This window comes from Flavobacterium sp. (assembly GCF_965277525.1).
Lineage (GTDB): Bacteria > Bacteroidota > Bacteroidia > Flavobacteriales > Flavobacteriaceae > Flavobacterium.
This window is the reverse complement of record NZ_CBDIDC010000011.1, coordinates 597312-618641: the sequence shown is the minus strand read 5'-3', so window position 1 is coordinate 618641 and position 21330 is coordinate 597312. Positions and strand designations below refer to the sequence as shown.

Below are 21330 nucleotides of genomic sequence, written 5' to 3'. Positions count from 1 at the left end.
ACTTAAAAAAAAGCGATAGAAATAAACGTTGCCCAACACCTATGATTCACCGGTATTTTGAGAAATTTCTATTAAAAAAATAAAATGGAAAGGATTTTTCTTCTTAAACGAAACTGGATTTACCAAAAAACAATATGAATAAATTCAGGAAATTCTAGTCAAAAATACATGTTTATTATGATGGAATGAATGATTAAACAAACTGTAAGTTATTGACCATCTAAGGTTATGAGTCAGTATTTTTTAAATAGATAGATTTTTCATTCCCCCATATTGCCGCAGCTTTCCATAAGAGCTCTTCGGAGAGCGAGGTTATTCTTGCGCATAGAAAAATTCAAAGACTTTTATAAGGTTTGCAATTTATAAGAAGCAATAAAATTGCGCAAAGTCCAGACTAGACTTTGCGCAGCTTTTCAAGAGAACTATTTGGAGCGTAAATTTTCAAGAAGCGGCCTAAATCTCAAATACCTCTTTTCATCGATGAAAAACCATCTAAAACAAAATTTGTATTCTTCTTCAATTCTTCGTTCAAAACTCTATCAGCATAAATATTGCATGGTGGCTCCATTGCTATTAACGCTGGCTTCCAAAAGATAAAACCCTCCGGAATCGGAGACCAATAACTACAGCATATAATAATATCTTTACCCCAAAACGTTTTATCAACACTGTATACTTTATCCATTATAGCTTGAGTATATGTATAACGTCTTTCCATTGCTTCTTGTATGGATCTGTCACGTTTATCGGTTGGCAAGTGATGAAGAAATTGATTTGGACCAAAAACTTTATCGCAAAAGTTCATATAGTCAAAACTAAAATTTTGATGAGCGTGCCAAAACACATCTAAGGTTTTGGACAACGAATGCAAATTTTTCCCATCAATTACTTCTAAGGAGTAAAACATCTTAAGATTTGTTATACCGCGTACTAAATATTCTGTGTCAAAAAATTGTTTATCATGCAAGTTATCTTGCTGCACACGCCAAATAATCTTGGCGTAATCGTCTGATTCATTAATGTGCTTGAGAGCTGTTTGAATTTGATCATTAACGATTTTGTAATCTTTTTTTAAGCTATCAACGAATTGTTTTCTAGATAGTTTGAGTATTGGCGCAATCTCTTTGTCTGTCAAATAATTGTGCACGGGTTTAGTTTTGTCAATCATGGTAAAGATTTTTTATAATTATTAAAAAGTAGAATTAATTAATAAAGTAGATATGACTAGAAAAAGACCAAAACTTTACACGCAATTGTTTGCATTTCATTTATTTTAAATGGTAAAACAAATTGATAGATTGTTCTGGTTATCTGCTTGTAAACTAAAAAGGAGTATAACTTGATTTTGTAATTTAAAATAAAAATGTCTTTGAAGATCGGATACACTTTATTTTACTATTCAAAATATCTTTGGCTAGGATGTAGTTCTCTAATAAATTATATTAATCTGAATTATTAAATATATTTTATCTCCTACAAATTTAATCTTTTAATATATAAAAAACAAACATAACTACCTGTTTTACTGATGAATAAGTATTAACACTAACATGAAATGAGAATGAAGTAAAAGTAAGAATATTTTTTCACCTTATACAATGCTTCCCGCTATGCAAAGTGTTCCTCAACATCGCTGGCAAATGTCTTCGACTTAGCGATTTTTTAAAAGTCTTAAAACCTTAAATCCATCAAAAATACGTGACTTAAGACGATACTAATAAAGATTATACGTGATTTTGAATCTAAAACATTAATTACAGGGTTGTCGGCTTTTTCTATAATCAACAATCTTGAATTATTAACATAAGTGCTTGCACTGGAATAAATATATTCTGATGTTTTATAAACAAAGCCTGCTCTTCAGGATTTAAATGTTTGTAATTTAATTTTGACCACATAAATTTATTTGTATAAATTTCTTCTGCATGATTTCCATACTGCCAAAATTGATGTAACTTTTTTTCTTATGTAATTTTGAGCAGCCAATTTAAATTTGGAGCTGACTCCAATTGTACCAAAAAAAATTTAAGACGGATTAGAAAAATACTGGATTGGATGTTGAGTTGCATAAATTTGGAATTGATAACTTTTCTATTAACAAGTCAATATTTTCATTCCTTAATATCCCACAACTATTTTACTCAAATCCTCATTAAATAAAAAAATCTGCATCGAAAAAGAAGCAGATTTATATAATTTAAAGAAATTAATCTTAGTGATTCGTTACTAAAAGCTTAACTTCAATATTAGATCTTGTCGCATTTGAATAAGGGCAAATCTGATGAGCTTTTTCCGTCAGTTCCTGAGCTTCTTCAATAGAAACTCCCGGAATATTAACATCCAATTCTACTGCCAGGCCAAAGCCACCGTCTTCATTTTGCCCGATGCTTACTTTTGCAGCTACCGACGTTTCCCCCGTTTGAGTTTTTGATAAACTGATGACACGATTCAGTGCACTATCAAAGCATGCAGAATATCCTGCTGCGAAAAGCATTTCCGGATTCGCAAAGTCATCATTGGCTCCACCTAAAGCTTTGGGCATTCTTACCTCAAGGTTCAAAATTCCGTTTTCACTTTTTACTTGTCCGTTTCTTCCGCCTTTTGCAGTTACACTCGTTGTATATAATGTTTTCATTTTATTTCTTAATTTTATTTAAAATTTTCTGAACAGTTCCTTTGAGTTCGAATAGATCTTCTGTTGTTAGATTCAGTTTCTCCTGCATTTTTACAGGAATTTCACACGCTTTTTGCTGTAATTTTCTTCCTTCATCAGCTAAAAAAACCTGCACTACTCTTTCGTCTTCTTTTTTTCTTTTTCTGATAACAAATCCCTTAACTTCAAGTCTTTTCAGAAGCGGTGTTAAGGTTCCGCTGTCAAGATATAGTTTTTCGCCAATTTGGTTTACAGTCAAGCCATCGTTCTCCCAAAGCACCATCATCACAAGATACTGCGAATAGGTAATATCAATCTCATCGAGAAATGGTCGGTACAGACTGATAATTTCTTTTGCGATAACGTAAAGCGGAAAACAAAGTTGATCTTCCAATTGGGGTGGGGGGTAATTTTCCATAATCTAATGACAAAAAAGTACAATTAAAGGACTATTTTCTGATAATAAATTCCTCTATAGGAATTCTAACTTTCTTCATTTGAGAGAGCCAGTCTTTTTCGGTGTCTCTGTATCCCAGATATAAAAGCGTAACACTTTTTAGACCTAATTCCCTTAGATCCAAAATCTCATCTACCACTTCATTACTGAAACCTTCAGCCGGAGTAGAATCAATTTTCAGTTCGGCTGCCTGAGCCATTGCCAAGCCTAATGCAATATAGGTTTGTCTTGCTGTGTGCGCAAAATGTTGTTCAGGAGTTTGAGCTCCGTAGATTTGCTTGATCTGATCAGTGTAACTGCTGAAACGACCTCTTGGTAATTCTCTAACATCAGAGTGATGATCATAAACTTTATCGATTTTGTCATTAGAATAACTCTCCCATGCTGCAAAAACCAATACATGAGAACAATCTCTCATAACTTCCGGATTTAATGCACCTTTAACCATCCTCTCTTTCAATTCCTGATTTTCTACAACAATCACACGGAAAGGCTGTAAACCAGATGATGTAGGAGCTAATCTTGCAGCTTCCAAAATTTTATTTACATCCTCTTCTGATACTTTTTTTGTTGAGTCATACGCTTTTACGGCATGTCTCCAGTTTAAATCTTCTATTAGCGACATTGTTATTATTTTATAAATTAAACATTCGATTATTAAAATTATTTGAATCATAATAATAATGCAAAGATACAGCATAATTAAATTGCGCACAATTTAATTATACAAAATATATTATTAGATGAAATCTTTAATTGAAAAAATCAGTTTAATCGATCATTACGTGCTAAAATGGGCTCTGTCGCCTCTGCCATATAAAAAGAGATTGAAATAGCAGAACAAAATAACTACAAGTAAACTAGTTAAAATATCTTCAATCAATATTTTAACTAGTTTTTTATTTACTTTTCTTTTGGATTTTATGCGATGTTCTGCATGAATTTGTACTTCAGAATCTTGAGGTACAAATTTTTTTTTTGGCCAAATTATGGCACGCTTAGACAATGGAGTTCATCCCTAAAATTGGACACAGAAACATGAGATCTGGTTCTGTCGCATCTATCAGAATCAAATGTAAGAATTCAAGTAATTTTTAAAGTTAACCCTCTAATTTACAGAATGATTTAAATATAGACATCCGCCCGAAAAAGCCAGGAATTCAAATATGCGACATTTCTTTTCATATTGTCTTGATTACTTCTTTTTATGATTGATTTTGGGCGAAATTATGGCAAACAAAGATAAAACCGATAATTTAGAAATTGCTTAGATATGCCGAGCGTACCCATTCCTCTTCGCTTTGGTTGATTCTGCTCCATCCATTCACACTCTCGTATACCTGCACTATACTCCCTCGCCTTAATGCTCTTATAGCAGCAAATTCGGTACTCGGGCCTTTCCTTACGTTGAGCCCCGAAGCATCTACCTGCATTCTTACAAGCGAGGAATGTTCAGTATTTCTTGCAGCCATACGTTCACGAATGAGAGGATAAAAATTAGCTTCCGCCGACAGTAGCGTATTGCCTTTAAAGTCATTACCCTCCTTCAAAAAGAAATTAGTACCAGGGCAACTCTTTTGCAAAGCTTTTCGCTGCACCTCTCCAGAATTTATCGTCTCCGGACTAAATCTCTTTCCTGAACTATTAAACCAATGATGATAAACAATTGAAGATGTCGAAGGAACAAGATCAAACTTCATGCACAAGATCGCATTTACAGCGATTATAGCATCACGATGCAATTGGGTCATGACATCACCGCCCTGATCAAAATTCCCAAAATGCTCCATACATATAGCTCCCGTATTGGCACCGGTAATACCTGCCGGAATTTTATTTATCGGACGGCACACGGCTATTTTTCCTGAAGGAAATGTAGTAATGTTTTGCCCAATGTCAGCCCATTTTCTATCCCTAATATGGCTCGTTCGCATAGATTCGAGCCAATAGCGCTCATCACGACCTGGTATAAGGTGACTATAACCGGGTTTCCAGGTATGATGGTTCTGTAAAAACCATATTTTACGGGAAAAGTCGGTATTCATTATGTAATCCCCGAAAGTATCGATTGTATATATCCTGAATTCTGATGGCATAGTTCTATCGTTTTTGGTTCAATTTTAGTCGTAGCGGCAATTTATGAGATAGCACCCGGAGAAACATAGGAAACAGATCCTGTTGGTGTAGCGCTATTCTTTGTTGGTGAGCTATCATTGCCGTTTTGGGCAGAGAAAGTATAATAGCCTACTAGTCCTGCTTCATTTCCTGCAAGCGGCTTATTCATATTTGCTACAATTTCAGCAGCAGATAACGAACGATTCCAAACCCTTACCTCGTCCAGACTTCCTGTGAACTGACGGAATGGCTCCTGTGACTGGGCAACATTACCAATCATCAACGGAAGATTATTGCTTACATCAATTGGAGGGGAAATATTAGAACGCGGATTAGACGGTATCAGCTTACCATCTACATAAAGTTCTAATACATTTGAACGTCTCACAGCGGTCAGGAAATGCCAGTTGCCATCATTTATTCCTGAAGGAACTGAATTTATTTCATAAAATCCAAAACCATTGTCGGTTGCAAATTTAATAGAGGTATCTGCTTTTATAACCAAAAGAAATCCTCCGTTTCCGGGGCCTCCCTGAGTTGATTTCCTTGAAATCACTGTACCCGTTCCTTTAGTTCTAACCCATACCTGAAGAGAAAAGTCGGATGTCCTGAAATTATAGGCCGGATTGGCCGGTGCACTCAGGTACGATGGATTGCTTGTAAGGTTCAATGCATAACTTGTTGTAATATTATATAATATTGCAATCGCAGCATTTATGACATCGGGAGTAAAATTTACTGCGGTGAGCACCACAAACATATCTTCTTTGGAAAGGTTGGGGAATATCGTTGGATCCAGCAATATCTTTCCTAGCTCCAATGCTGTCAAATCCGGAAACCCAAATTCTGACTTGAGTCCTTCGGCAACAAATTTCGGATCGTTTTGGTAAGCTTTTAGTCCCTGAGCCATCTCCAAAGGTGTTACTCCCTTCCATATTACGCTTAAGGCAGTCGCCAGCAATTGAGGACTTATTGTGATTGTAGCTGTTGCTGCGATACCTGCACCTAAACCGCCGGACTTTAATTTTTCTACAGCTTTTTGAAGTCCCAGACCGCTTTCTTTGTAAGCGAGTAATTGCTCCTCTAAAATTTTAAGATTTTCCATAATTGATTGGTTTTAATGATTTATTTATTTATAACTCTGGCGAAAAATATTAGCTACTTCCGCAGGGGAGAGTTTCGGGAAATATCGTTTTAATGCCGGGCCAAGCTGTTCTGCATTATAGCCTGCCTGTCCAAGAGAAACACCAAAATCTATAGCGCTTATTCCTGGAAATTGCAATACCAGATTTGCTCCTGCTTCGATACTTGTCAGTCCCTTCTCTTTGTCTGATCTGGCAAGGTCAGCGGGTGTTGTTTTCCCAAAGGCTGCCGAAAGTGCCTCCGCGACCTGTGCCGGTGTAAGCTTAGGGAAACCAATTTTTAAAGCACCTGCCGTCTCAGTGGATTTGTAACCCGCTTTTGCCAATGCTACAGCCGAATCATTAGCAGTGACCGATGGAAACTGTTTTAGGATAAGAGCAATGCAATCGTTGGCTGATTTTTTGTTTGAAAACTGTAGCCGGGCGAGTTCCAGCAAGGTAAATACGGTAATCGTTAATTGCTTCTGGCTTACTATAATACCCTTTATCAAAGCTGTAAGGGTAAATGTTGTAGTCGCCAGAATAGTATAAGGAAAACTTTCGTCTGTAAGTTTTATAGCATTATCTCCCGTGCTAAGATTGTTGATCCCAACTTCTGAAAAATAAGATAGTGAGACACTGTCAACGCCTTTATCTGTGCTCCAGGAAAACTGAATTTTAGCCCCTTCACCCACTACTGCCTGATCGACAAAAAAAGTAAGATACTCTTTAGTTCCAACTATATCCGGCGGCAATTGCGCTACAGTAAGCTGTCCCTGCAGTTCTTGAATTTGAGGTACTTGTCCAGGATTTAGCTTGCCTGTCATCTCTCCAAGACCTGGTAGTTGTATTATGGCTACCTTACCTTTCAAATCCTTAATATCAGGCAGGATATCAGGAGTCAGCTCAGGTAATCTGTTTGTTTTAAGTTCCACACTTTCCCTATCGTTACTATTTACTGCAGGCAGTCCTCCGGTAACTTTAACTGTAGCGAGAACAATCTTATCTTTGGTTTTGTTTTCGACAAATTCCAGAATTGGTGAACCTGAATTGGCTGTGTTTGGAGAAATCAGCAGCAACCATGTTTTATCCTGAAAAACTGCATCACTCATAGCCATCGAAAAAATTCCATTTTGGGCTGTTATAACGCTGTTCTTATAGGTTGCAGTATTATCAAGAATAATCTGGTTTCCCGTAGCATCTATAGCAATTCCAGTTGTCAATTGTACGATCTTATCTGTATTACTGACGGTTAATCCGGTAAGTACTCCTGCTGTAAAAGAGTTTTGTACTATTGCATTGTCGTTATTAGGTATGACAGGAAGCTGTGATAGGGTTAATTGTCCTTTCAGGTTCTGAAGATCCGGAATACGATTTTTGTCGAAAATACCTTTTGTTATTACTGAAGCATCCAGATTCTGAATCGATTGTTCAGGAACTCTTGAAGAGAGTATCTGTACTGCCAATGCAGCACCTTCCAGTTTAGATATAACCTTATTGGTAATTGTCACATTAGCAAGTAGTATACCGCTATTTATTGGTTTTCCGGTAGCAATCAGGCTTAATACCGGATCACTTTTCAGCTGATTTCCGGTGCCTGGTACAGGAACTGTCTGATAACTTATAACAAACTGATAGTCTCCATCAGCCGAAGTTACTGCATAGGATTTGTCCGCTGTAAGCAATATGTAAGCTCCATTTATATCAATCGCCGCACCAGAGCTTACGTTAATAGCCGAACCGCTTGTATTGACTGTCAAACCCGAAAGCACCCCTGAAGAGAGCAGTTGCTGATTGCCAAAATTGCGGTACTGGATATGAAAATCCTGCTCCCGGTTGAAATCGTCAACCTGAAGCAGCTGCCCCGCGTAATACATTTGTTCGATGATAGATGGTATAATATCAGCCATGATTTCTATATTTTAATGACGCATATCTTTGGTTGCGCACGATGATAATTTTTATGTAATTCTGGTATTTATCCCTATTACTGCTTTCCCAATTCTAAATTCGGTATTCGTGCCGGTCTGGGTAGCATATATTACTTTAGAAGTCAAACCATTTTTATTGTAGCCTCTCATTTTCTCTACAAATGCTTTCAGCTCATTATTGAATGCTACTGCCCCATCGAGGCTGTCACCAATCTGGTTTAATGTGTTAATAGTACTTTGAAGATTACTTTCTGCCTGTGGGGTCATGAAGGTATATCCGGTTATAGAAGTTTGAATTGATGCATTCATCCTGAAATCAGGGTCTTCCTGTAACATTTCTGACCACGCTTTATTATATGAAGTGCTTTGCATTGATACGAAACCTGTCGGCGGTATTTTTGAAGGTATACCTCTGGAACCTATTTCTCCTCCTAAAAAATTTAACTGATAGACGATATGCGGGTTTTCTCCTAAATCTGCTGAAGGAACAGGGAAATCCCAACTCAACGTGTAATCACCCTGATTGTTAATGCCAGCTTCTAACGATTTTACCTGTATCGTAGCAGCCATTTTCTCAAGGCTGGAATCGAGAGATGATATAAGCTGCTGTACGGGTACTTTAATAGTATTCAGTTTATCCTGAGCCTCCTGTTTTCCATCGTCACCTCCAAATATTTTTTTGATTGCATCCCACACTTTTTCAAGAATACCCAGAAGTCCTCCTACAGCTCCGGCAATCCCTGCAGCGAATACTGCGGTAATTCCTGCACCAAGTTCAACTAATCCTTCAAGTCCTGCTGTTATAAGTCCTTCTGCTAAAGCTTCTGAAAGTGCCTGAGCCAAATCCTTTGCAACTTCTTCGGCGGCTCTGCAGAGCATCCTTGCTGCCAGCTTGGCTGCGCCCTTTTTAGCCATCTCAAGAGCAATAGCTTTGTAAAATGTAGGGCTTTTTAGCAGCTGTTCAACGATGTCTGCCATATTTAAAACAAGCGTTTCGATCATCGCCCCTGGCAAGCTGCCAATTGATGTGGGTATTGTCACATTTAAATCCATCCTGATACTGTCGCTCATGATAGTTGTATCACCAACAGAAAAGGTATAGTTTATTTGCAACGGCATAAGCATAGTTCCATCACCATTGTCAGTAGGACTTTTTCCTTCCTGCAATGCAGGACTGAAACTGGATTTGAGTTCTGCAAACATATTATCTACAATGCTTTCGCAGCCTCCGCTACCTGTCATGTTGTTCAGTTTTTGGACTAACGCAGCGATAGAATCCAATTTTTGAGTATCGATGCCATCAATTTTAGTAATGGAAAATCCTCCAGAACCTTGTTTTTTTGTCCATTGCCATGCAAACCCAAATCTTGGATTATTAAGACTATAAGTTCCTGTAAAAATTCCATTTTGATATTTGGCGATGATTTTGTTGCCAATCGTAGTTCCAAAGAGTTTGAGATTACTTATACTTATTTCAAAATTATTCCCTCCTACTGTACCTATTGAAAGTACCGGAGATTCCAGCGATATAAAAAAGGCTGTTATAACTGTAGCACTTGTAACCTTACCGTTCTCATAAGTACCTCCATAAGAACCTGAAAGAGTAATTCCAGTAGTTTGTACAGACAGATCAATTACAAACACATATTTTTCAAACAGCAATAAATCGGCATGTATATTATAGCCGGGCTTAAATACGGTTAATGCATTAGGGATTCCTGCACCAGTAGAACCATCTAAATTTTGGGGTTGGTCGAGTTGTAGGGGATTAGTATAGGAAAAAGTATAATCTTTTTTATCTTTTACGGATTCCGGCACACTCAGATAATACATCGTACCGGAAATAAATCCGATCTGTTTAGTGACCTGATCAACCCATTCCCAAGGCTTTTGTATTACCTCTCTAACAAATTGATTTAGGGTTAATGGCGGTTTAGCATTGAGCGATACCAGTACCAAACGGGCTTCTTTATCTTCAAACACCACATTCCCCTGCAGCTGAAGTTTTACGTCGCTGAAATTAAAATCTATATAGCCGCCTATAGCCAGATCCAGTTTTTCTTTGACTTCCTGTTGTGTGCCTTCTGCTTTTTTAGCAAATGTTTTATTGATGCACAGATACAATCTCCCGAAATTAATTCCGGTCATCCCCAAAGGCTTATTGATGCTTTGATTTGGCGAATCTATAGTAATATCGACGGTCGCAACGAGCTTGTCATCATTGACCAATAAGTCGCCACCAAATACGAATGATTTTTCAAAAGCAGTAAAGGTTATGCTGCCGCTCAGTTCGTATTGGTTTTTATTTGAAGTATATTTAAAAAGTATTCCCTGTCTTCCCTTCAGCCCTTCTAATGTTAAAAAGTTGAGGAATGTTATGGCCGGCAGCTGTGCATAAAAATAGGCAGCTGTAACAGGTTCGGGAGTACCACTTTTTTTATTTTCCGTTTTAAATCCATATAGAATTAATGAATTTACCTGGTCGTTTTTGTAGCCGATCGTAATCAGGGACCCGAATAATGATATCTGATTGAAATTAATCATTACCCAGAAACAAATACCCGTAACATCTTCGCCTGAAAATGCTGCGGTAAACTGAGCCGTAAAATCAGTATCTATTTCATTGCCGGCACGTATGCCAACTTTTGTTATTTGTGTTCCGTTTTCAATTATTGTTTTTTCAGCCAGCGGAAACGTAGAAGGCATGTACCTCGTAACATCTGAATCGCCGGCAGGTCCTTCAGACTTATTTTGAAGACTTGCAATCTGGCGCAAAGCGTCGAGGTAAGTAACCTCGGGAACAATTGTATCCGGGGCTCCTTCCTTACCGGGAATCGTTTTTTTAGCAGCTGTTTTAGCTACCCTGAATATCCCTGCACTTTCAACATCAATCGTCAGGTTTAGTGTGCTAACACTAAATATTGCTTCTATAATTTTGCCTACATTGATTTTTCCGGAAAAAGCAAAGTATATGACCGATGCATTGTTGGATAAGAAATAAGCTGCTCTTAGCTTCGCATCTGTGAGAACCTCAAAAAGTTTTGTATTTTGTTTTATCGAAAGATTACAACCAAGGAATATGATCTGATCTTTAAAGTTGGACTGACTGTTTGCAGCACTTGGACTAAGATACAAATAATAGAAAAAAGCTTTATCTATGCTAATGTCACTCAGAATGGGAATAGGAATGGTTATCTCCTCCATTTCGCCTGCAAATTTTATCAGGCGGTATTCTCCATTTGTATTTGGTTTCTTATTCTGATCTGTTCTGGATATCGCACCGCTAAATTTAGCGACGGAAAGTTTACTGGAACCTTCAGGTATGATGACGTTAAGGCTGTTAAACCTTTCTTTTACAGTCTCGACAAGGTCAAATTTACAGCTCTTTACCTCAATAGATAAAGTAGTACTGTTAAACGATGCCTGAAAAACTATAGGAATATCATCAGCTATGATTGTGGTGCCAATTCCGATATTTTGCGTATCTGAATTCATAACTAGAGATTAGATCAAATAAAAATGGATAAATGAATTACTAATAAAAAAGATTTCCAAAAAGTGACTTGCTATTATTAGAAAACAAGTAGCCTTTCGGTTCACTTTTTGGAAATCCTTAAGAAACAGTATTCTGCTTATGCTTTGGTACCCTTTACTGAACCAGGTATTTCCTTTGCATCTACATAAGCACCTGTAGCAAACTGAATTGCAATATTTTTAATTGCAAATGTAGTCTTCGTAGGGTCAGTACTGTCTTTGATATTGGGCAGGATAGATGCCGGCGGACTAAGCTCCAGATAAAAATTATCAGGAAATGTCTCTTTGGAATCAACATTGTAAGATGCTGCAACATGGGCTAACATAGCCACGTTTTCTGTTGCTGGGGTCAGAGCAACTTCTGCTTCATTATAAATTGTTAAGGTGTAAGGATTAACTCCCACAACTGGTGTACTTGTCGGAATCGCAACGGACACGTCATAAGTGTCATCCAGGATAATGACGTCGGTCTGAATTTTACCATTAATGTTTGCCATTTTTTTATAAATTTAGTTTGTTAATAATTGATTTTACTTGATAACTGGTTTACTTGATTCTGTCGCATTTGCCAGAATAAAATATAAGAATTTTAGCAATTTTAAAGTTATCCCCTAATTCACAGAATGAACTAATCATAGATATCCCTGGTTTAACCATCTGATCCTTTTTAAGCATATAAACAACCTCAATACCGCTTAGAGTTCTCTTTGCAAATTCAAAATTTATAAAGCCGAATCCGTTTTGCATACGTTACTTAATAAAACGATGATCCTGTTCTTGTATGCTATTAAGATATTTATATTGTCGGATTTTAATCTTTGAAAACGAACGCTTGCTATAAACTTGGATCGCGGCTATATTAGAATCACTTTTATCAATGTTTATTACTCTTGGGCCTAAAGATGCAAACTTATATGCCCAGCGCTAAATGGTAGCATGATCAACATGCAATCTTCTCATTTTCATGATCTCTTCATATCCCGATAGCTTAATGTAAACCTAAGCTCAAAACATACTGCCTGCAGTATAATAGACTTTGGAAAGCAACCACCTTTCGGATTCATTTTTCGATGTTTTTAAAATTCTAAAGCTAAAAGTTATCCCCTGATGCGTCAGAACCGGAACGTTTGGATATGACATTTTTTTTATCTTTTTAGAGATTAATAAAAACAACTATTCAGAAATAAATCTGCTTTATTATAATTTTCAAGTAAATCTAATTTATCATAGCATTATGCCATTAAAAAATGTCATGAGTAAGCTTTTTTTAGATACAGGACAGATAAAACAGGCTATGAGTTTTTGTATAAAGAAATAGTAAGGTGCTAAAATTTAAATTAGCTATTTATATACTTGATATGTTATATTTCCGCCTCATTGGACGCGAAAAAGAAGTGTCAAAAAAAGTAGTTTTGTTTTAATAAGCTACTTAGGATAGTTTAGTCTATTTTATATGAATTGATCCTATCTTATTTGTCTTCCGGATCTTCAGGAAACTTTCTCTTATTGTGGCTATCAATCCATCTCCAATGTGATTGATGGAGAGAGTGTCTTTTTTACTACAAAAAAATGAGGTAAACTTGAATTATAATGATATAATTTATAAAGGCTGGTTTATAAGCTTTCCCTTGCGCACTTTGCGGTTCAATCACCAACCCATATAAAAACAAAAAAACCTGATAAATAGTTTTTTTACCGCAAAATAAAAACACAAAGTTCGCAAAGATCTAAAATTAAGCCTTGCGAACTTTGCGGTTTTCAGTAGATTCTAAAACTTCCTTGCGATCCTTGCGGTTAAACTACCAACCCATATAAAACAAAAAATCCCTCCCGATAAATCGGGAAGGATTCTTAAAAGAAAGGCGACGCCCCCCGATAGCTATCGGGGCTCCCGCATAAGTCCAGTATTTGTAAAACAAAAAATCCCTCCCGATAAATCGGGAAGGATTATTTAAAAGAAAGGCAACGACCCCCCGATAGCTATCGGAGCTCCCGCATAACTGCAGTATTTTGTAAAACAAAAAATCCCTCCCGATAAATCGGGAAGGATTCTTTAAAAGAAAGGCAACGACCCCCGATAGCTATCGGGGCTCCCGCATAACTGCAGTATTTTGTAAAACAAAAAATCCCTCCCGATAAATCGGGAAGGATTCTTAAAAGAAAGGCGACGACCCCCGATAGCTATCGGGGCTCCCGCATAACTGCAGTATTTGTAAAATAAAAAATCCCTCCCGATAAATCGGGAAGGATTCTTTAAAAGAAAGGCGACGACATACTCTCCCACATAACTGCAGTACCATCTGCGCAGGCGGGCTTAACTACTCTGTTCGGGATGGGAAGAGGTGAGCCCCGCCGCAATAACCACCTTAAGGTTGTTAGTCTAAAGTCAAAGGTCTTAAAGTTATAAAGCCTTTCGACTTTATGACTTTTATCTTTTGACTAAAAGACTGCCCGCGACGGGCAAATATCTTAACATACTGAGATAAAGAAAAGTACTTTTATTTACTATTTTTAGAAAGTTTTCTCCCGATAGCCTAGGCTATCGGGAAAGGGTGTACATAAGCTTACGGATTATTAGTACTACTCGACTATGACATTACTGCCTTTACATCTATAGCCTATCAACGTGGTCATCTTCCACGATCCTTAAAAGAAATCTCATCTTGTGGTGGGTTTCGCGCTTATATGCTTTCAGCGCTTATCCCTTCCAAACGTAGCTACTCTGCGATGCTCCTGGCGGAACAACAGATACACTAGAGGTTTGTCCAATTCGGTCCTCTCGTACTAGAATCAGATCCACTCAAATTTCTAACGCCCACAGTAGATAGAGACCGAACTGTCTCACGACGTTCTGAACCCAGCTCGCGTGCCACTTTAATGGGCGAACAGCCCAACCCTTGGGACCTTCTCCAGCCCCAGGATGTGACGAGCCGACATCGAGGTGCCAAACCCCCCCGTCGATATGAGCTCTTGGGGGAGATCAGCCTGTTATCCCCGGCGTACCTTTTATCCTTTGAGCGATGGCCCTTCCATGCGGAACCACCGGATCACTATGCTCTACTTTCGTACCTGATCGACCTGTATGTCTCTCAGTCAAGCTCCCTTATGCCATTGCACTCTACGCACGGTTACCAAGCGTACTGAGGGAACCTTTAGAAGCCTCCGTTACTCTTTTGGAGGCGACCACCCCAGTCAAACTACCCACCAAGCAATGTCCCCCGCAAAACGGGGTTAGGCCTCAGATAAACAAAGGGTTGTATTTCAACAATGACTCCACAACGCCTGGCGACGCCACTTCACAGTCTCCAACCTATCCTACACATCATTTATCCAAGGTCAATACTAAGCTATAGTAAAGGTGCACAGGGTCTTTTCGTCCCACTGCGGGTAAACGGCATCTTCACCGTTACTACAATTTCACCGAGCTCATGGCTGAGACAGTGTCCAGATCGTTACACCATTCGTGCAGGTCGGAACTTACCCGACAAGGAATTTCGCTACCTTAGGACCGTTATAGTTACGGCCGCCGTTTACTGGGGCTTCAATTCAATGCTTCTCCGAAGATAACATCTCCTCTTAACCTTCCAGCACCGGGCAGGTGTCAGGCCCTATACTTCATCTTACGATTTTGCAGAGCCCTGTGTTTTTGATAAACAGTCGCCTGGACCTCTTCACTGCGGCCAGCTTGCGCTGGCGACCTTTCTCCCGAAGTTACAGGTCTATTTTGCCTAATTCCTTAGCCATGAATCTCTCGAGCACCTTAGGATTCTCTCCTCAACTACCTGTGTCGGTTTACGGTACTGGTACTAATTACCTGAAGTTTAGAGGTTTTTCTTGGAAGCCCTTAGGCGCACTATCTCTTTGTCCGAAGACTCCGAGTACTATCGTATTTCCCCAAGACGCGTGGATTTGCCTGCGCATCTTATAGGTAGGTACTTCAACGAACTATTCCGTCAGTTCGCGGCGCTTTCATCACTCCGTCACCCCATCACAGTAATTAGTAGTACGGGAATATTAACCCGTTAGCCATCGACTGTCCCTTTCGGGTTCGCCTTAGGACCAGACTAACCCACAGCTGATTAGCATAGCTGTGGAAACCTTAGTTTTTCGGTGTGCGGGTTTCTCGCCCGCATTATCGTTACTTATGCCTACATTTTCTTTTCTAACCAGTCCAGCATGCCTTACGACACACCTTCAACCCTGTTAGAATGCTCCCCTACCACTTAGAGTAAACTCTAAATCCATAGCTTCGGTAATATACTTATGCCCGATTATTATCCATGCTCGTCCGCTCGACTAGTGAGCTGTTACGCACTCTTTAAATGAATGGCTGCTTCCAAGCCAACATCCTAGCTGTCTGGGCAGACAAACCTCGTTCTTTCAACTTAGTATATATTTGGGGACCTTAGCTGATGGTCTGGGTTCTTTCCCTCTCGGACTTGGACCTTAGCACCCAAGCCCTCACTGTTAGTGAACATTATATAGCATTCGGAGTTTGTCAGGAATTGGTAGGCGGTGAAGCCCCCGCATCCAATCAGTAGCTCTACCTCTATATAACTTTATAACTAACGCTGCACCTAAATGCATTTCGGGGAGTACGAGCTATTTCCGAGTTTGATTGGCCTTTCACCCCTACCCACAGGTCATCCGAAGACTTTTCAACGTCAACCGGTTCGGACCTCCACTATGTGTTACCACAGCTTCATCCTGCCCATGGGTAGATCACACGGTTTCGCGTCTAACACTACTGACTAAAGCGCCCTATTCAGACTCGCTTTCGCTACGGATCCGTGGCTGAACCACTTAACCTTGCCAGCAACGTTAACTCGTAGGCTCATTATGCAAAAGGCACGCCGTCACCCCACGAAAGGGCTCCGACCGCTTGTAAGCGTATGGTTTCAGGATCTATTTCACTCCGTTATTCACGGTTCTTTTCACCTTTCCCTCACGGTACTGGTTCACTATCGGTCTCTCAGGAGTATTTAGCCTTAGCGGATGGTCCCGCCAAATTCAGACAGGGTTTCACGTGCCCCGCCCTACTCAGGATACCACTATCTATTACATTTATTACCCGTACGGGACTATCACCCTCTATGGTGTCACTTTCCAGTAACTTCCGGTTCTGCATGCATAAAATATCGTGGTCCTACAACCCCAACAATGCCGTAACATCATTGGTTTGGGCTAATCCGCGTTCGCTCGCCACTACTTACGGAATCACTTTTGTTTTCTTCTCCTCCGCCTACTTAGATGTTTCAGTTCAGCGGGTTTGCCCACCTATCGGTGTACTATGTCTTCAACATAGTGGGTTGCCCCATTCAGGTATCTGCGGATCAATCGGTGTGTGCCCGTCCCCGCAGCTTTTCGCAGCTTATCACGCCTTTCATCGCCTCTGAGAGCCAAGGCATCCCCCATACGCCCTTATTTTGCTTATTGTACCAATCATAAATTAATATGACCGTTTTTTTTTGTCTTTTGTTCTTTGTATTACTACAATAACAAAAAACGCTTTCTACTTTTTATTATTTTCTTATCTCAATATGTCAATGAACTTTATTTATGTCGAAAGTTGTAAAGCCTAAGGTCATAAAGTCATACTTTTGACTTTCAGACTTTAGTCTTTCGACTAAATTTGTGGAGAATAACGGAGTCGAACCGTTGACCTCCTGCGTGCAAGGCAGGCGCTCTAGCCAGCTGAGCTAATCCCCCATTTTTCAATCTTAGATTGTAGAATTCAGATTTTAGATTCTTGAATTCTTCTCTAATCTCTTTTGGTGAATTCCAACTTCCAGAATTTCCTTTTTTTAAGAGCAAAATAGTTGTCTCGGACAGACTCGAACTGTCGACCCCTACATTATCAGTGTAGTACTCTAACCAGCTGAGCTACGAGACACTCTTATTCTTAAAATTTATTATTTGAACTAACAGCAAGAGTAAAATAGTCTTAAAATCAAAACCTTTAAAGCTTCTTCTTTTTTCCTCAGCGTGCATTACTGCTAACACTCGAGGCTCTAGAAAGGAGGTGTTCCAGCCGCACCTTCCGGTACGGCTACCTTGTTACGACTTAGCCCTAGTTACCAGTTTTACCCTAGGCAGCTCCTTGCGGTCACCGACTTCAGGCACCCCCAGCTTCCATGGCTTGACGGGCGGTGTGTACAAGGCCCGGGAACGTATTCACCGGATCATGGCTGATATCCGATTACTAGCGATTCCAGCTTCACGGAGTCGAGTTGCAGACTCCGATCCGAACTGTGACCGGTTTTATAGATTCGCTCCTGGTCGCCCAGTGGCTGCTCTCTGTACCGGCCATTGTAGCACGTGTGTAGCCCAAGGCGTAAGGGCCGTGATGATTTGACGTCATCCCCACCTTCCTCACAGTTTGCACTGGCAGTCTTGTTAGAGTTCCCGACTTGACTCGCTGGCAACTAACAACAGGGGTTGCGCTCGTTATAGGACTTAACCTGACACCTCACGGCACGAGCTGACGACAACCATGCAGCACCTTGTAAATTGTCTTGCGAAAGTTCTGTTTCCAAAACGGTCAATCTACATTTAAGCCTTGGTAAGGTTCCTCGCGTATCATCGAATTAAACCACATGCTCCACCGCTTGTGCGGGCCCCCGTCAATTCCTTTGAGTTTCATTCTTGCGAACGTACTCCCCAGGTGGGATACTTATCACTTTCGCTTAGCCACTGAAATTGCTCCCAACAGCTAGTATCCATCGTTTACGGCGTGGACTACCAGGGTATCTAATCCTGTTCGCTACCCACGCTTTCGTCCATCAGCGTCAATCAATTAGTAGTAACCTGCCTTCGCAATTGGTATTCCATGTAATCTCTAAGCATTTCACCGCTACACTACATATTCTAGTTACTTCCTAATAATTCAAGTCTAACAGTATCAATGGCCGTTCCACCGTTGAGCGATGGGCTTTCACCACTGACTTATTAAACCGCCTACGGACCCTTTAAACCCAATGATTCCGGATAACGCTTGGATCCTCCGTATTACCGCGGCTGCTGGCACGGAGTTAGCCGATCCTTATTCTTACGATACCGTCAAGCTACTTCACGAAGTAGTGTTTCTTCTCGTATAAAAGCAGTTTACAATCCATAGGACCGTCATCCTGCACGCGGCATGGCTGGATCAGGCTTGCGCCCATTGTCCAATATTCCTCACTGCTGCCTCCCGTAGGAGTCTGGTCCGTGTCTCAGTACCAGTGTGGGGGATCTCCCTCTCAGGACCCCTACCCATCGTAGCCTTGGTAAGCCGTTACCTTACCAACTAGCTAATGGGACGCATGCTCATCTTTTACCGTTGTGACTTTAATAGTGGTTTCATGCGAAACTGCTATACTATGAGGTATTAATCCAAATTTCTCTGGGCTATCCCTCTGTAAAAGGTAGATTGCATACGCGTTACGCACCCGTGCGCCGGTCTCTAAATCCGAAGACTTATACCCCTCGACTTGCATGTGTTAAGCCTGCCGCTAGCGTTCATCCTGAGCCAGGATCAAACTCTTCATCGTATATTGTTGATCTGATTTGCATCAGATCGTATTGTTATTCGAATCAGTCTCTATCGGTTCTTTTCTAATCTCTCGATTATCTTACTCTTTATTCTTTTGCCCTAACATCTCTGTTAAAGCGGCTGTCAATTCAATATGTCTACGAACGTGTCTTCTTTTTTAATTTCGCTTGTTTCTCAAAGCGGGTGCAAAAGTAGTTGGTTTATCAGTATTTACAATACTTTTTTCCGTTTATTTATAATCTTTTTTCGAAACTTTTTGTTAACTTTCTGACAACATTGAATTTAGACATTAATAACATGAAAACAATTCTAAGCTTTTTCTTTCAATCTTACTTTTTTAATAAAAAAATAATATTGAAAATAATGTTTTACGAAATTCACAAACTCATATGTACTACTAATGTGAAAAATTCAAAAGTAGTCCAAAAATTTGCTTGTTTTTGGTTTGTAATATTTTGTTCAGATTCTTACTTAGTTTGTACCACATAATCTAAGCACCAAGTAAATACTGGACTGTTAATTTCTGTATCGGAAAATAGCAGAACAAATCCTGCTCAGCGGAAGCTGCAAATGTCCTTTCAAGATGTGCTTTTAAATTCATTTCAAATTGCGCTATTAACTCGTCCATATTTTTATCCAGTTTATCAAATATCAATCAAAGTAATGTTTGTATACTCTTTTTGTATTACTTCCATTTTAAAACGCAGCAATTTCCTGAAGTTTTAAAACTGAAGTTCCCTGCGGTAATTTCCAGGGTGCTTTGGCCAACTTCATAGCCAGTACTTCTGTCGGCAGAGGTTTGTAATTTTTCAGCAATCCGATTCCGTTGAAAAAGCCTAATGTTTTGACCAGTATTTTCTCTCCGGTCCTGTCACTTCCTTCGCGCAGAAGAGGTCCGGGCCTAAATATTATATACTGCCCAAAATCAAGTTCTGCAATCGCTGTCTCCAGTTCTCCTTTCATTCTTGAATAGAAGATTCTGCTTTTTGGCGACGCATCAGATGAAGAAACCAAAACAATTGAATTTACTCGGTTTTGTCTTGCAATTGCGGCAAATGTGGCCGGAATTTCAAAATCGATCTCCCACTGTTTTTCCTTCGAACCAGCTTCTTTCAGAGTAGTTCCTAAACAAGAAAACAGAACATCACCCGTGATATGTTCACTGTATTGACTCAAATTAGAAAAGTCAACAACGTGTTCAGACAACTTGGGGTGAGTTCTTCCTGTTGGACGTCTTACAAAAATAGTTACCGAAGTATAATCATCATCTTGTATGAGCTCATTTAAGAGAAATTTTCCAGTTGAGCCCGTGGCTCCTATCAGCAGTGCTTTCATAACTTTTATTTTTAATAGTGAATCTCATTTGGTCTTGTAAATACATCAGAACTTCAGAGTCATGATGTCAATTTGGCAATTCGTTAATATTACTTGGCTCAACACTTGCCAAAAAATTCTTATGACGCTTGTACTTTTTTGAAGTTTAATAGGCAATTTTTCTAACGCAGGATTAAATTTAGGTTTTTAAAATGTTTTTACCGGGTTTCAATACAAAAAAGCCTGTAGCGATATCAGGCGCTACAGGCAGTAAAAAACATTAAATAATCAACCTACCAGGGCAAAATTATTTACCCTTGGTGCTTTTGGCACTGCTTGTTGAATCTGTTCTGACAGAAGTATTGCCCTTTTGGGTAGTTCCTTCGGCGCCTGATCCTGTTGAGCCTTCACCGGTCGCCCCAGTGGTGCCATTTCTGCTGCTGTTTATTGTATCCTCCATAGTTCAAACGGTATCTACTGTTGTGGCGGAGGTATCAGCTTTATTATCGTAATTCTTTGCAGGTACATTTTCATTTTTTTTACATGAAAAAGCCAATCCTGCCAACATAATCAATAGTGCTATTTTTGTTGTAAATTGTGTTTTCATAATTTAGATTTTAATTCATACTTATTCAAATGTACCAATACTGATTTACAGTCGGTTACAATATTCA

Annotated in this window: 13 protein-coding genes, 2 tRNA genes and 3 rRNA genes; all 18 read right to left on the bottom strand. The window is 39.4% G+C overall.

Translation table 11 applies throughout. The features are described 5' to 3' along the window. Window positions 1-460: 460 nt before the first annotated feature. Complete coding sequence (locus ACQY44_RS23225) at window positions 461-1168, bottom strand: hypothetical protein (RefSeq protein ID WP_428232655.1); 708 nt, start codon at window positions 1166-1168, stop codon at window positions 461-463. Between the two features lie 1044 nt (window positions 1169-2212). Beyond that, window positions 2213-2635, bottom strand: coding sequence for an organic hydroperoxide resistance protein (locus tag ACQY44_RS23220; protein WP_428232654.1), 423 nt, complete (start codon window positions 2633-2635; stop codon window positions 2213-2215). A gap of 1 nt (window position 2636) precedes the next feature. Next, on the bottom strand, window positions 2637-3071 hold the full coding sequence (locus ACQY44_RS23215) for a MarR family winged helix-turn-helix transcriptional regulator (RefSeq protein WP_428232653.1): 435 nt from the start codon (window positions 3069-3071) through the stop codon (window positions 2637-2639). A gap of 31 nt (window positions 3072-3102) precedes the next feature. Then, entirely contained in the window at window positions 3103-3735 is a 633-nt protein-coding gene (locus ACQY44_RS23210) for an NAD(P)H-dependent oxidoreductase (RefSeq protein ID WP_428232652.1), read from the bottom strand. A 631-nt stretch (window positions 3736-4366) separates the two neighbouring features. After that, window positions 4367-5206 (bottom strand): SH3 domain-containing protein, encoded by an 840-nt coding sequence (locus ACQY44_RS23205; protein WP_428232651.1) that lies wholly within the window; start codon window positions 5204-5206, stop codon window positions 4367-4369. 41 nt (window positions 5207-5247) lie between these two features. Further along, window positions 5248-6330 carry a LamG domain-containing protein gene (locus ACQY44_RS23200; protein ID WP_428232650.1) on the bottom strand — a complete coding sequence of 361 codons (1083 nt, stop codon included), beginning with the start codon at window positions 6328-6330 and terminating at the stop codon, window positions 5248-5250. A gap of 24 nt (window positions 6331-6354) precedes the next feature. Continuing rightward, complete coding sequence (locus ACQY44_RS23195) at window positions 6355-8256, bottom strand: hypothetical protein (protein WP_428232649.1); 1902 nt, start codon at window positions 8254-8256, stop codon at window positions 6355-6357. A 51-nt stretch (window positions 8257-8307) separates the two neighbouring features. Beyond that, window positions 8308-11772: a hypothetical protein gene (locus ACQY44_RS23190; protein ID WP_428232648.1), complete on the bottom strand. Its 3465-nt coding sequence runs from the start codon at window positions 11770-11772 to the stop codon at window positions 8308-8310. 137 nt (window positions 11773-11909) lie between these two features. Then, window positions 11910-12308 carry a hypothetical protein gene (locus ACQY44_RS23185; RefSeq protein WP_428232647.1) on the bottom strand — a complete coding sequence of 133 codons (399 nt, stop codon included), beginning with the start codon at window positions 12306-12308 and terminating at the stop codon, window positions 11910-11912. 1762 nt (window positions 12309-14070) lie between these two features. Next, window positions 14071-14180, bottom strand: a 5S ribosomal RNA gene (rrf, locus tag ACQY44_RS23180). Between the two features lie 185 nt (window positions 14181-14365). Further along, window positions 14366-17247, bottom strand: a 23S ribosomal RNA gene (locus ACQY44_RS23175). A gap of 199 nt (window positions 17248-17446) precedes the next feature. Continuing rightward, window positions 17447-17520 (bottom strand) — tRNA-Ala (locus ACQY44_RS23170). A gap of 110 nt (window positions 17521-17630) precedes the next feature. Beyond that, window positions 17631-17704: transfer RNA gene (locus ACQY44_RS23165), tRNA-Ile, on the bottom strand. Window positions 17705-17826: 122 nt separating this feature from the next. Continuing rightward, window positions 17827-19340, bottom strand: a 16S ribosomal RNA gene (locus ACQY44_RS23160). The 16S, 23S and 5S rRNA genes sit together here with 2 tRNA genes alongside, the layout of an rRNA operon. A gap of 492 nt (window positions 19341-19832) precedes the next feature. Continuing rightward, window positions 19833-19970 (bottom strand): hypothetical protein, encoded by a 138-nt coding sequence (locus ACQY44_RS23155; RefSeq protein WP_428232646.1) that lies wholly within the window; start codon window positions 19968-19970, stop codon window positions 19833-19835. 68 nt (window positions 19971-20038) lie between these two features. After that, window positions 20039-20677, bottom strand: a complete 639-nt coding sequence (locus tag ACQY44_RS23150) for an NAD(P)H-binding protein (protein WP_428232645.1) — start codon at window positions 20675-20677, stop codon at window positions 20039-20041. Between the two features lie 286 nt (window positions 20678-20963). Beyond that, window positions 20964-21116 (bottom strand): hypothetical protein, encoded by a 153-nt coding sequence (locus ACQY44_RS23145; RefSeq protein ID WP_428232644.1) that lies wholly within the window; start codon window positions 21114-21116, stop codon window positions 20964-20966. A gap of 3 nt (window positions 21117-21119) precedes the next feature. Further along, complete coding sequence (locus ACQY44_RS23140; RefSeq protein WP_428232643.1) at window positions 21120-21263, bottom strand: hypothetical protein; 144 nt, start codon at window positions 21261-21263, stop codon at window positions 21120-21122. Between the last annotated feature and the right edge of the window lie 67 nt (window positions 21264-21330).